This window comes from Luteibacter sp. 22Crub2.1 (genome assembly GCF_900167995.1).
GTDB lineage: Bacteria > Pseudomonadota > Gammaproteobacteria > Xanthomonadales > Rhodanobacteraceae > Luteibacter > Luteibacter mycovicinus.
On the sequence record NZ_FUYT01000011.1, the window covers coordinates 1 to 12,677 of the forward strand.

Annotated in this window: 14 protein-coding genes; 9 read left to right on the forward strand and 5 right to left on the reverse strand. The window is 65.0% G+C overall.

Features of this window, described 5'->3' with window-relative positions:
• On the forward strand, positions 1–260 hold a 260-nt coding region (locus B5X73_RS12515), incomplete at its 5' end, for an integrase core domain-containing protein (protein ID WP_139382777.1).
• 67 nt (positions 261–327) lie between these two features.
• Here B5X73_RS12515 and B5X73_RS12520 read toward each other — a convergent pair.
• On the reverse strand, positions 328–1,029 hold the full coding sequence (locus B5X73_RS12520; protein ID WP_079521965.1) for a glycosyltransferase family 25 protein: 702 nt from the start codon (positions 1,027–1,029) through the stop codon (positions 328–330).
• Between the two features lie 130 nt (positions 1,030–1,159).
• Here B5X73_RS12520 and B5X73_RS12525 point away from each other — a divergent pair, with 130 nt between their 5' ends.
• The 3 genes from B5X73_RS12525 (at position 1,160) to B5X73_RS12535 (ending at position 4,065) form a co-directional block, all read left to right on the forward strand.
• Positions 1,160–2,137 carry a multidrug resistance efflux transporter family protein gene (locus B5X73_RS12525; RefSeq protein WP_079521966.1) on the forward strand — a complete coding sequence of 326 codons (978 nt, stop codon included), beginning with the start codon at positions 1,160–1,162 and terminating at the stop codon, positions 2,135–2,137.
• Between the two features lie 52 nt (positions 2,138–2,189).
• Positions 2,190–2,651, forward strand: coding sequence for a hypothetical protein (locus B5X73_RS12530; RefSeq protein ID WP_079521967.1), 462 nt, complete (start codon positions 2,190–2,192; stop codon positions 2,649–2,651).
• A 154-nt stretch (positions 2,652–2,805) separates the two neighbouring features.
• The gene (locus tag B5X73_RS12535) at positions 2,806–4,065 is read left to right on the forward strand and encodes an MFS transporter (RefSeq protein WP_079521968.1); all 1,260 of its coding nucleotides are present in this window, start codon (positions 2,806–2,808) and stop codon (positions 4,063–4,065) included.
• Here B5X73_RS12535 and B5X73_RS12540 read toward each other — a convergent pair.
• Genes B5X73_RS12540 through B5X73_RS12550 form a run of 3 tightly spaced genes read right to left on the reverse strand, consistent with a single transcriptional unit; the run spans position 4,040 to position 6,410 of the window.
• Positions 4,040–4,930: a LysR family transcriptional regulator gene (locus B5X73_RS12540; protein ID WP_079521969.1), complete on the reverse strand. Its 891-nt coding sequence runs from the start codon at positions 4,928–4,930 to the stop codon at positions 4,040–4,042. The genes B5X73_RS12535 and B5X73_RS12540 overlap by 26 nt on opposite strands.
• 4 nt (positions 4,931–4,934) lie before the next feature.
• Complete coding sequence (locus B5X73_RS12545; RefSeq protein ID WP_036114381.1) at positions 4,935–5,801, reverse strand: acyl-CoA thioesterase; 867 nt, start codon at positions 5,799–5,801, stop codon at positions 4,935–4,937.
• A gap of 51 nt (positions 5,802–5,852) precedes the next feature.
• Positions 5,853–6,410, reverse strand: a complete 558-nt coding sequence (locus B5X73_RS12550) for an N-acetylmuramoyl-L-alanine amidase (RefSeq protein ID WP_036114378.1) — start codon at positions 6,408–6,410, stop codon at positions 5,853–5,855.
• A gap of 45 nt (positions 6,411–6,455) precedes the next feature.
• On the opposite strand from B5X73_RS12550, the gene B5X73_RS12555 reads away from it, so the two are divergent.
• From B5X73_RS12555 to B5X73_RS12565, 3 genes are all read left to right on the forward strand, one after another.
• Positions 6,456–6,974 (forward strand): alpha/beta hydrolase, encoded by a 519-nt coding sequence (locus tag B5X73_RS12555; protein ID WP_036114375.1) that lies wholly within the window; start codon positions 6,456–6,458, stop codon positions 6,972–6,974.
• Positions 6,971–9,115, forward strand: coding sequence for a bifunctional 23S rRNA (guanine(2069)-N(7))-methyltransferase RlmK/23S rRNA (guanine(2445)-N(2))-methyltransferase RlmL (gene rlmKL, locus B5X73_RS12560; RefSeq protein ID WP_079521970.1), 2,145 nt, complete (start codon positions 6,971–6,973; stop codon positions 9,113–9,115). Before B5X73_RS12555 ends, rlmKL begins: the two co-directional genes overlap by 4 nt.
• Positions 9,116–9,192: 77 nt before the next feature.
• Positions 9,193–9,609 carry a hypothetical protein gene (locus B5X73_RS12565; protein WP_079521971.1) on the forward strand — a complete coding sequence of 139 codons (417 nt, stop codon included), beginning with the start codon at positions 9,193–9,195 and terminating at the stop codon, positions 9,607–9,609.
• Between the two features lie 137 nt (positions 9,610–9,746).
• On the opposite strand, the gene B5X73_RS12570 is transcribed toward B5X73_RS12565, so the two are convergent.
• Positions 9,747–10,187, reverse strand: coding sequence for a DUF6491 family protein (locus tag B5X73_RS12570; protein WP_036114366.1), 441 nt, complete (start codon positions 10,185–10,187; stop codon positions 9,747–9,749).
• 182 nt (positions 10,188–10,369) lie between these two features.
• Here B5X73_RS12570 and egtB point away from each other — a divergent pair, with 182 nt between their 5' ends.
• Both egtB and egtD read left to right on the forward strand, forming a co-directional pair.
• On the forward strand, positions 10,370–11,638 hold the full coding sequence (gene egtB / locus B5X73_RS12575; RefSeq protein ID WP_176167832.1) for an ergothioneine biosynthesis protein EgtB: 1,269 nt from the start codon (positions 10,370–10,372) through the stop codon (positions 11,636–11,638).
• Entirely contained in the window at positions 11,635–12,621 is a 987-nt protein-coding gene (egtD, locus tag B5X73_RS12580) for an L-histidine N(alpha)-methyltransferase (protein ID WP_079521972.1), read from the forward strand. The genes egtB and egtD overlap by 4 nt, the downstream gene beginning before the upstream one ends.
• Positions 12,622–12,677: the final 56 nt, after the last annotated feature.

The following is a 12,677-nucleotide window of genomic DNA, read 5'->3' on the forward strand; positions in this document are numbered from 1 at the left end:
AACGCAACGGCATCAAACTCGACTTTATCGAACCCGGAAGGCCGATGCAGAACGGCTTTATCGAGCGCTTCAACGGCAGCTTCCGGCGTGGCGTTCTGGACATGCATGTCTTCCGAAACCTGAGCGAGGTACGCGAGCAGGCCGAGACTTGGCTTGCCGATTACAACGGTGAGATCCCTCACGACAGTCTCGGTGGCCTGGCGCCTGCCGAATTCAGGCAGCAGAACGATCCGGCCGCCTCGGGTTATGGTTGGAACTAATTAACGGGGAGTCGACATTCTTGCCGCATAACCATCGCGGCGATCATCGTCATCGCGGTGACGGTGATCAGAACATCAGGTCGCGAAAGACTCCCCACCACGCCATATGCATTTCTTCGCCGCGGATTTGAGAGGGTGATTCACTGGCGCGCGTCAAGAAGGGAAGCGTCGCAAAACAAGCCAGCTGTTGGCGGCGAGCCATGGCTCGGATCCATAGATCCCAGGGAAGATTGAGAGCCGCCGATAGGCGCATCAGCCGACGGATGCGCGGCACAGCGCGCGGATGAACGAGATAGGACGTCATGCCACCGAATGCGATGCGATCCAGACCGAACGTTTCTGGTCCGCTGCCGGGCGGCAACGCACGCCGCCGCATCCATAGGCCGAGCATGTCTGGGGCACGGGCTACGATAACGTCGGTGAGAACGATGTCCCACGACGCTCCTCTCAGGCGTTCCAGCAGGCTTTTGATCAGGGGGAGCGTCGAGGGGCCGAATGCCACATCGTCTTCCGCGATCCAGTAGGGTCCGGGACCTTCGTTGGCTGCGATGTCCAGCGCCCGGAGATGACTCATGAAGCAGGCCCGCTCCGATACGGATATCGTTCCTCGGACCCGCAGGCGATCGATATCCTGTGCATTGACCGCTTCGATTCTGCGGAGCTCAACTTCAGGCCTGAGGTACAGCGCATGCGATTTGTCGACCGCATGCCAGCGGTCGTGGGCACCGGCGAGGTTGATGACAAACGTGAAGCGCGGCAGGTCTTCCATGATGGGCTCGATGATTAGTCATTGACAGGCTAACAGGCACGGGGCCGAGAGATGAAGTCAGAACGGAAGCCCGGCTGACGCCCGCCCCATTCACTGGCACACTCGGACCTCGTTCGAATCAAGGTCCACCATGCGTTCCCGTGCACTCCAGGCCGTCGCGATCGCGCTGCTCTCCGCGCTGTTCTTCACGCTGACCTATGTCCTCAACCGCGCCGTCGTCAGTGGGGGTGGGCACTGGCAGTGGGCGGTGATCCTTCGTTACCTGATCACGCTGCCGCTGCTCGCGGCGGTTCTGCCGTTTCAGGGCGGGCTGGGTTCGCTTACTCGCGAACTTCGCGCGCACACGCGCACGTGGCTCATCTGGAGCAGCATCGGCTTCGTGCTGTTCGGCCTGCCGCTCACCTGGGCGGCCAGCAGCGGTCCGTCCTGGCTGGTGGCGGGAAGTTTCCAGACAACCGTCCTCGCCGGCCCCTTGCTTGCCCCCTTCATCTATCGCGATGAGCGTGCCCGCTGGCACGTTGGCGCCTTGTCGATCGGCGCCCTGATCGTCATCGGCGTGATGTTGCTGCAGTTCGGCAATGCCCGCGGATCGCTCGACGCGTCGGCGTGGCTGGCCGTCGGCGCGGTCGTCCTGGCTGCCTTCGCCTATCCGCTGGGCAACCGGAAAATCCTGTTGCATCTCGAACGCACCGGCACACGCCTCGGTGCCGTGCAACGGGTGTTCGGGATGACGCTGGCGAGCTGGCCGCTCTGGATTCTTCTTGCCGTGGCTACGTGGTTCAGCATCGGGCCGCCGTCCTGGCGGGAGATCTGGCTGGCCGGTGGCGTGGCGTTGTCGTCGGGTGTCATTGCGACGGTGCTGTTTTTCCACGCGACCGAGATGGTCGGCCGCCAGCCGACCGCGCTGGCCGGTGTGGAAGCCATGCAGGCCGCCGAGCTGCTGTTCGCGACGGTCATCGGCGTGATCTTCCTGCACGAAGCCGTGCCGGGCCCGATGGCCGCCATCGGCGCGGTCGCCATCATCGTGGGCATCGCCTTGTTTGCCTGGGTCAGCGGCAGGGAAGGGCACGTCGCCCCGGACGAGGTCGCCGCCGACCGGGGCGCTTGACGCCATCGCGACACGGGAAGCGTACGCTGCTCCCATCGTCCGGAGGTATGCCATGAAACCTGTCGCTATCGCTTTCCTGCTGCTCGGTTTCAGCGTCGCCGCGTCCGCCGCCCAGACGCCTCCCGGTACCCACGGCGAGCGCGCGCCGGCAGCTGAGCCTATGAAGCGTTTTGCCTGGCGTGACGAAGCCGCGGGTTACACCTTCGTCGCTCCGCCACGCTGGACGGGCAAGGTAACGGCGGTGCCACTGGATTCCGCGGCACTCGCGAAGTCGGGTGCGACCAGCGGCGTGCGTTTCGTCGCGGGTTCGAAGACGTTGCTGGTGCTGCTGTCGTCCGATGACGAGCGGGCGCATGCGATGGCGACGTCCGGGGCACGCGAGTTGTCGCGTAACGACGGGCACGTGCTCTCGGTCAAAACCGAGGCCGAATCCGGCTCTCTGGCGCTGACCGAGCAGGAGCTCGCGGATGCGGTGCAGTGGGACGGTGCCGCTTCGGGCACCGAAGTGCGCTAGCGCCTGCGCGCTGGCACGTCGCCGGATACGCGGTCACCGAACTGCCAGTCACGTTGCACGTCTCGCAACGGGTCTCTTATTGATACGCAGGACATATCGAAGCGGACGCGTTCCGGTATCGATTCGACTCAATTCAGGGTCTAGCCTTAACACCATGGCTCATTCCCTGGAGGTCCCCGTGGACGGCTCGTCCCCCGCCGCGTCGGCTGTCATCGTCGATCGACGCATTCGTCATGGTACGCCGGCATTCCGGCGCACCAATCTGGCCTTGTTCTCATCGGGTTTCGCCACCTTCGGCCTGCTCTACTGCGTCCAGCCGCTCATGCCCGCGTTCTCTCACGGGTTCGGGGTGGACGCGGCGAGCAGCAGTCTGTCGTTGTCGCTGACGACCGGCGTACTGGCGGTGGCCATGCTGTTCGCGGGGGCGATCTCGGATGCGTTCGGTCGAAAGCCGATCATGCTGGCGTCGTTGCTGGGTTCGTCGATTCTCGTGTTGCTTTCCGCCATGGCGCCGACCTGGGGCTCGTTCCTGGTAATCCGAGCGTTGCTCGGCATCACGCTGGCAGGGCTACCCGCGGTCGCCATGACGTATGTGAGTGAGGAGATTCACGGCGATTCGCTGGGCTTCGCGATGGGTCTCTACATCGGCGGTAACGCCATTGGCGGCATGGGTGGGCGACTGATCTCCGGTTTCGCCGCGGATCATTCGTCGTGGCGTGTCGCCGTGGCGGTGATCGGCGTGCTTGGTCTCCTTGCGTCGTATCTCGTATTCCGCGGGCTGCCCGCCTCCGTGCATTTCGAGAAGCGTCGCGCCCATCCGCGTGCGTTGCTCGCGTCGTTCGGTTCGCTGTGGCGCGACAAGGGTCTGCCGTGGCTGTTCGCTGAGGGCTTCCTGCTGATGGGCGCCTTCGTCACGATCTACAACTACGTGTCGTATCGCCTGCTTGCGCCGCCGTTCTCACTGTCGCAGTCGCACGTGGGTGCGATCTTCATGGTGTACCTGATCGGCGTAGGCAGCTCGGCGTGGATGGGCTCACTGGCTGGCAAGCTGGGACGTCGCCATGTGCTCTGGACGACCTTCGTGATCATGCTGGCAGGCGTGGCGTTGACCGCGAGCTCATCGCTGTGGGCCATCGTCGCCGGTATCGCGATGCTGACCTTCGGTTTCTTCGGTGGGCACTCGATCGCCAGCAGCTGGGTAGGCAGGCGCGCGGTGTATGCCAAGGCGCACGCCTCGTCCTTTTATCTGTTTTCGTACTACATGGGTTCGAGCATCGCCGGATCGCTCGGCGGTCTTGCCTGGACGCATGGCGGCTGGAACGGTGTGGCGGCTTACGCGGCTTTGCTCGTGCTCGGTGGCCTCGCCATCGCCTTGAAGCTGCGCACGCTCACGCCTTCAGCATCAGCTTCGTAAAGGCTCTGACCAGCGGCGAGGTGTCGTCGCGGCGATGCGTGACGTGGATCGCGCTCGCCGCGTCAGGCGAATCGATGGCGACATAGGCGACGCCGTCGACGCGGACGTGGCGCAGGGAGTCAGGCAACACGGCGACGCCCATGCCCGCGGCGACGAGGCCGATCATGGTCGATGATTCACCGGCTTCCTGTGCGATGCGCGGCGCGAAGCCCGCGTTGCGACACATCGTCAGCAACTGATCGTGTACGCCGGTACCGGCGGCACGGCTGAACACCACGAACCGTTCGTCGGCGAGTTCTTCCATGCGCAGCTTGCGACGTTTGCGCTTCGCCAGGGGATGGTCCGCACGAAGCACGGCTACCAGCGGGTCGTCGACGAGTTTGTGCGAAACCAGCGGGGCGGGCAGCTTGCCGCCGCGAAGCAAACCGATCTGCTGGCGATCGTCGAGCAGGCATTCGACCTGCTGCAGCGTGTTCCGCTCGACGAGCACCAGCCGCACGGCGGGATACGCATCGCGAAACGCGCGGATGGCCTGAGGAAATTTCTCGATGAGCGGCGTGGAACGGGTGAAGGCGACATGCAGTTCGCCGATCTCGCCGCGCTCGGCACGACGCGCCATGTCGGCGGCGTCGTCGACGCGCGTGACGATGTCGCGGGCGGCATCCAGGTAAACCCGGCCTGCGTCGGTCAGCTCGACGCGGCGGTTGGTACGGCGCAGCAGTCGCAGGCCCAGCATGGTCTCCAGATCGCGGATCTGCTGACTGAGCGGCGGCTGGGACATGCCCAGCCGCTCGGCGGCGCGGCTGAAATGGAGCTCGTCGGCGACGGCGATGAAGTAGCGCAGATGCCGCAGCTCGATGCTCATGGGATCAGTCCGGACGGACGCGGATCAGGCCTTCCTGCGCGGTGGAAGCCACGAGCACGCCGTCGCGTGTGTAGATCATGCCCCGTGCCAGGCCGCGTGCTCCCTGCGACGTCGGGCTGTCGAAGGAGTAGAGCAGCCAGTCGTCGATACGGAACGGGCGATGGAACCACAGCGCGTGATCCAGGCTCGCCATCTGCATGTTGCGCGTCAGGTACGAGATCCCGTGGGGCAGGGTGGCGGTGCCGATCAGATGGAAGTCCGAGGCATAGGCGAGCAAGGCCTGGTGCAGGCCGAGCGCGTCCCCGATCGGCGCGGTCAGGCGAAACCAGATGTGCTGATAAGGCGGGCGCTTGGCCGGACGCAGTTCGTCGCGCGGCCAGACGTGGCGGAACTCGAAAGGCCCGTCGATGCCTAGCCAGCGCTGGGTTTTCTCCGGCAGACGGCTGAGCTGTTCGGCGGTCATCGCCGGCATGGGCTCGACGTCTTCCGGCGCGGGAACCTCGGGCATCGACATCTGGTGTTCGTAGCCGGTCTCCGGCACCTGAAACGAGATGGAGCCGTTGAGGATGGGCTGGCCGTGCTGGATGGCGACGACGCGGCGGGCCGAGAACGAACCACCGTCGCGTGTGCGCTCGACGCTGTAGACGATCGGCGCGTTGATGTCGCCGGCACGCAGGAAGTAGGCGTGCAGCGAGTGGGCCTCACGGCTCGGGTCCACGGTGCGCTGAGCGGCGGACAGCGCCTGGCCCAGCACCTGTCCGCCGAAGACGAATTTGGTGCCGATGTCCCGGCTCTGGCCGCGGAAGAGGTTGTCTTCGAGACGTTCGAGCTCGAGCAGCTCGACGAGTTCGCCGACGTGGTTGTCCGTCATGGGGTTACCTGGTGTGCGGGGTGGCGACATGGTCGGAAAGTATAACGGGCCTCAGCCTTCGAGCCGTCCGAGGCGGCCGGCGTCGTACGCGCGCGACCACGGAAATTGCGGGCCCGGATCGCGCTTGCGCGGCACGCTGTTTTCCTCATCGTCGCTGGCCGGGACCAGCGCGGTATCGAGGTCTTCGTGGCCGGCGATGTGGCGCAGCGACGGGAAACGGACGACCAGTTCGTCCAGCAGGTCGCGCAGGGCGGCGATCTGCTCGGGCGGGTAGGGCTCGGTCATTTCCTGCTTCGCGGAGTGGAACCAGTCCGGGTACCGGCCGAGGTTGACCAGCTCGATGCCGATCGATCGCGGGTTGTAGCCGCGGGTGTGATTGGCCACGCGGTTCGGGTCGACGTAGCAGAGGATCGAGCCGTCGCGGTCGATGTAGTAGTGCCCGCTGGCGCCGGTGCCGCGATCTTCGTACAGCACGCGCTCGCCGTATTCCCTTGCCATGGCCAGGTCGGGCAGCTCGGTGCAGTGGATGACCACCAGGTCGACGGTGTCGGGCGCCCGCTCGGGGAGCAGACGTTCATAGGGCAGGGGGGCGTAAAGTATGTCGATCATGGCGCTTTGATAACATAGGCGGTCATTCCGCGTACGGAGTCCGCCATGCGCGGCAACATCATTCTTTCCCACGGGTCCGATTCCGGTCCCGACGCCACCAAGGTCAGCGCGCTGGCCGCCGTGGCCGAATCGCTCGGCTGGACCACGGTCCGCCCCGATTACCGCGACGACGACGCCCTCGGCCATGCCGGTTGCGTCGATCCGCGTCTGGCACGCCTGGCCGAGGCGGTCGCCGCGTCGCCCGCGCCGCCGGTCCTCGTCGGGTCCAGCATGGGTGCGTTCGTCTCCGGCCTGGCCTCGCTGGACGCCCCGGTCGCCGGTCTGTTCCTGCTGGCCCTGCCGGCACGCATCCCCGGCTACGGTCGCGCGTTCGCCACCGCCACCGGCGTGCCGTCGTTCCTCATCCATGGCTATGCGGACGACGTCTGCCCCGTCGATGAGGCCATCGGCTACGCCCGTGCCCACGCGTCGCCGCTGCTGCTGGTGCAGGACGACCATCGCCTGAGCGATTCGCTGCCCGATATCGAGGCCGAGTTCCGCCGTTTCCTCGGAGGCCTGGCATGAGCAACTTCTTCGCAACCTGTCCCAAGGGCCTGGAATACCTGCTCAAGGACGAACTGATCGCCCTCGGCGCTGGCGACGTGCGCGAGGCGCTGGCTGGCGTGTCGTTCACCGGCAGCATCGAGACGGCCTACCGGGCCTGCCTGTGGTCGCGTATGGCCAGCCGCGTGCTGCTGCCGCTGGCCGAGTTCGACGCCGCCGACCAGGACGCTCTGTACGCGGGCGTGCAGGACATCGACTGGTCCGAGCACCTGGCGCCGCACGGCACCATGGCCGTGGACGCCAACACGGCGCAGAGCAAGCTCAACCACAGCCAGTTCATCGCGTTGAAGACCAAGGACGCCATCGTCGACCAGTTCCGCGCCGCCAGCGGTGCGCGCCCCGATGTGGACCCGGAAGAACCCGATCTGCGCGTCAACGTGCGCCTGCGCCGCGACCGCGCCACCCTGTCCATCGACCTTTCGGGTCTGCCGCTGCATCGCCGTAACTGGCGCGAGCAGCAGGGCGAGGCTCCGCTGAAGGAGAATCTCGCCGCCGCCATGCTCGTCCGTGCCCAGTGGCCGCGGATCTACGCCGAAGGCGGCGCGCTGGTCGACCCGATGTGCGGCTCGGGCACTCTCCTGATCGAGGGCGCCCTGATGGCTGCCGACGTGGCGCCGGGCTTGCGTCGCGACTACTTCGGTTTTCTCGGCTGGGCAAAGCACGACTATTCGCTGTGGCGCACGATTTACGACGAGGCCAGGGCTCGCGCCGAGGAAGGCCTGCGCGCCCTGCGTCCGGTGTTCTTCGGCAGCGATTCGGATGCGCACATGGTCCAGACCGCGAAGCGCAATGCGCAGAGCGCGGGCGTCGCCGGTTTCGTTCATCTGGACAAGCGCGACGCCGTGCATGTCGCGCCGCCGCCGGAGACCGCGCTGGGTCTGGTCATCACTAACCCGCCTTACGGCGAGCGTCTGGGCGACCGCGCCGAGTTGCCGGTGCTCTACCGCGACCTCGGCCAGGCGCTGAAGGATCGTTTCCAGGGCTGGCGTGCCGCCATTCTGGCCGGTGACGAGGAGCTGGGCCGCGCCCTCCGCCTCAGCCCGGACAAGCGCTACGTGCTGTTCAACGGCGCGCTCGAGACGCCGCTGCTGACCTTCGCGCTGCGCCCGCGCGATGCGGCGCCCCGCGAGGCCAGGCCGTTGTCAGCCGGCGCGGAGATGCTGAAGAACCGTCTCGAGAAGAATGTCCGCCATTTGCGCAAGCGGCTGACCCGCGAGGGCATTACCTGCTGGCGCGCATACGACCAGGACCTGCCGGAGTACGCGGCGGCGATCGACGTCTACGAGGACTGGCTGCACATTCAGGAGTACAAGGCGCCGCAGGACGTGCCGGTCGATGTGGCACGCATTCGCATGCGCGAGATCGGTCGCGTGGCCAGCGAAGTCTTCGGGATTCCCCGCGAGCGGATCGCCGTGAAGACGCGCGAGCGCGGCAAGGGCGGCTCCAAATACGGTCAGTTCGACCAGAAGGGCGAATTTGTCGAAGTGGGTGAGGGCGGCCTGCGCTTCCTGATCAACCCGACCGACTACCTCGACACGGGCCTGTTCCTCGATCACCGCCTGGTCCGGGCCAAGATCCGTGAGCTTGCCCCCGGTAAGCATTTTCTCAACCTGTTTGCCTATACGGGCACGGCCAGCGTTTACGCGGCGGCCGGCGATGCGCGCGACACGACCACGGTCGACCTCTCGGGTACTTACCTTGACTGGGCATCTCGTAATCTCGCGCTGAACGGCTTTGAGGGCGCGCGTCACCGGCTGGTGCAGGAAGATTCCCTCACCTTCCTCGAAAAGCGCTCGATGCAGTACGGGCTGATCTACGTCGACCCGCCGACGTTCTCCAATTCCAAACGGGCCGACGACTTCGACGTCCAGCGCGATCACGTCAAGCTGCTGATGCTCTGCCTGGACCGCCTGTTGCCGGACGGGGTCATTGTTTTCTCGAACAATTTCCGCCGATTCCAGCTTGACAAAGCGGCGCTCGAACCCCATTTCTCCATTGAAGACTGGAGTGCTCCCAGCATCCCGTTCGACTTCGCCCGCCGCCACAACATCCATGGCTGCTGGCTGCTTCGGAAGCCGTACGTGAATCCGTGGAAAACGTGAATTGAGAGTGTAGAAAACTTCAGATTGGATTCAGTGGCAGAGCGCGAATCTGCGCTCAACACCCGGAGGTAACTGTCATGAAAGGTAAGTTCGTAAAGTCCGCCCTCTTCCTCGCCGCTGCGGGTCTGATGGCGTTCGCTCCCGGCGCGTTCGCGCGTGGTGGGTATTACGGCGGCTACCATGGTGGCGGTTACGGCTACCACGGCGGTGGTTACTATGGCGGTCGTGGCGGTTATTACGGTCGCGGTCACTACGACCACGCCGGCCGCTGGATCGCTGGCGCGATCGTCGCCGGTGCGGTGGTGGGTCTGGTCGCGAACGCGACGGCACCGCGCACCGTCGTGTACGACAACGGCCCGACGTATTACGCGCCGCGCCGCACGGTGGTTTACGAGGACGCGCCGCCGGTGGTGACCCGCCGCGTGACCACCACGACCACCTATGTGGACGATGGTTACGGTGGCACGCGCTACATCCGCGACGACGGGTATTGATCGTCGGCAGTCGCTGAATCAGCAGTCGCTGAAACGTTAAGAGAGAGGCCCGGCATTGCCGGGCCTCTTCTTTTGGTCCGCTCTGGAAGACGGTCGCGCTGGAGACAGCTGAGGGCCAGTGAGCGGACCGGGTCACGTCAGCGCACGGCCCCATTCGGCTCCGCGCCCGACCCACGCCGCTTCGCCTTCTTCTTCAGTGTCTCGAACTGCGCCTTGTCGATGGTCTCCACCGACTGGATCTGGCACGGCGGATCGTCTCGTCGCACGATCTTCTCGTCGATCCCGCCGCAGATGCGCATCTCGCCCATGGCCTTGTCGCTGTTGGACGATTTGAAGTGGATGCCTCCCCCAAGATCCATGCGCGGGCAGTCCGTGCTGGTCTTGACGAGGAAGTGATTGGGCCCATTGCGCACGGCCACCGTACGGGCGTCGGCGACGGCCCATTCGTTGATACGGTCGGTACGCATGCAGTCGTTGAATGGAAGCTCGTTGCGCGGCACTGGCGGGGCGTTCTGGGCATGCGCGGACGAGGCACAGGCAAGCAGCACGGAAGCGGCGATCAGGGTGCGGACATTCACGGCGTGGTCCTCCGGGGGAATGTCTCACGTTAAGCCCGAAACGGCCTGGAAGCGAGAGGGGACAGGGCCGGGTGCACCTTTCGTTAAGGTCGTGAAGGGGTGTGCTCACATTCGTTGAACGTTTGCTCGGCCATCCTTTCCGTCATGACTGACGCTATTTCGGCCGAACAGGAGGCCAGCGCATGATGGTCCGCCCGCTTGGCCTCGAAACACCCCCATCGGCCCCTGCGGATCTCGCACAGCGCTACCTTGGCGTCCGTCATCGCACTGCGGCACTCGCGGCTCGTCTGCGACCCGAAGACACCGTGATCCAGTCCATGCCGGATGCGAGTCCCACGAAGTGGCATCTCGCCCATACGACCTGGTTCTTCGAGCAGTTCATCCTGGCTCGTGACCCGGCGTATGTCTCGCCCCACCCGGAATGGCACTACCTGTTCAATTCGTACTACCAGTCGGTCGGTCCGATGCATGCGCGTACGCGCCGCGGCATGATCACCCGGCCGGCTCTCGACGAAGTGCTGGATTATCGATCCCGCGTGGACGAGGCCATTGCCGGACGCATTCAGCGCGGTGACGACGAGGCCTTGTCGATGCTGGTGGAGCTCGGTTGCCAGCACGAGCAGCAGCATCAGGAACTGCTGCTCACCGATATCAAACATGCGTTCTCGCAGAACCCGCTGGAGCCCGCTTTTGCTCCGGATGCGCCGCGCGCGCTGTCCGTCGCGGCTCCCGCCCTGCGATACATCCCCTTCGACGAAGGAGTCGTCAAGATCGGCTACGAGGGCGCGGGCTTCCATTTCGACAACGAAGGCCCGCGTCACCGCGCATACCGGCAGGCCGGTTCGCTGGCGAATCGTCCTGTCACCAACGCCGAGTACCTCGCTTTCATTCAGGACGGCGGTTATCGCGACGCCATGCTGTGGCTGTCCGATGGTTGGGCGACGGTCAATGCGGAAGGCTGGCAGCATCCGTTGTACTGGGACGAGGCCTGCGAGACCGAATTCACCCTGCAGGGCCGACGCGCGATCGACCCGCACGCGCCTGTGTGTCACATCAGCTATTTCGAGGCCGATGCCTTCGCACGCTGGGCCAGCGCTCGCCTGCCGACGGAAGTCGAGTGGGAGACGATGGCTGCCGACGTACCCGTGCGCGGAAACCTTCAGGACAGCGGGGTGTTCCAGCCACGTGCCTCGTCGTTCGAGACCGATCTTGGACAGATATACGGCGACGTTTGGGAATGGACCATGAGCCCTTATGTCAGTTACCCGGGCTTCCGTCCGCTGGACGGAGCGCTGGGCGAATACAACGGAAAGTTCATGAACGGGCAGTGGATCCTTCGCGGGGGCTCCTGCGCTACGCCCGCCGATCATATTCGCGCCTCTTACCGCAACTTTTTTCCTCCCCATGCCCGCTGGCAGTTCACGGGGATACGACTGGGAAACGATCGATGAGCGCTCAACCGAAAGACATCCGTGTCGACGACCGCCACCCGGATGTCGAGGACACCCTCGAGACCGTACGCCGTGGCCTCGGGGCGAAGATCAAGAAGCTGCCGTCGCGACTCTTTTACGACGAACGTGGATCGGCTCTGTTCGAGGCGATCTGCGAGCAGCCCGAGTACTACCTCACCCGCACGGAGATCGCGATCATGCGCGACCACGCGGGTGATATCGCCGATGTCATCGGGCCGGACGTGCGTCTGGTCGAATACGGCAGCGGCAGCGGCATCAAGACGCGCATGTTGCTCGAACACCTTGAGACGCCGGTCGCTTACGTTCCGGTGGAGATTTCTCGCACCGCGCTGATGGAAAGCGTCGCCGAACTTGCGATGCGTTTCCCCAACGTGCCGATGCAGCCGGTGTGTGCGGACTTTACGCAGCCGCTTCGCCTGCCGGTCGCGTCGCGCTCGCCACGTCGCACCGTGATCTATTTTCCGGGATCGACCATCGGCAATTTCGAGGCGAAGGACGCGGTGAAGATTCTTCGCCAGATGCGTGCCGAGATGAGCGACGGCGGCGGCGTGCTGATCGGTGTCGACCTGAAGAAGGACGTCGCGGAGATCGAAGCGGCCTACAACGACGAGGCAGGCATCACGCGCGACTTCACCCTCAACATGCTGGTTCGTCTCAATCGGGAAATCGGGACCGATTTCGATGTCGACGCGTTTCGTCATCGCGCGCGCTACAACGTGCTGGCAGGTCGGATCGAGACGTCGCTCGTGAGCACGAAGCAGCAAGTGGTGCACGTGCGCGACGAGGCCTTCAGCTTCCGCGCGGACGAAGCGATGCATGTGGAATACAGCTGCAAGTATTCGCTGGACGATTTCGCGCAGATGGCGAACAAAGCCGGGCTGTCCGTGGCGCAGGTCTGGATGGACGAGGACCGCCGTTTCAGTGTGCAGTATCTGGTCCGGTCGACACCGGTGGTGGCCTGAAGCCGGTCGTAGCTTTGTAGGAGCGCGCCCCGCGCGCGAAAACGGTCTGCGTCGCC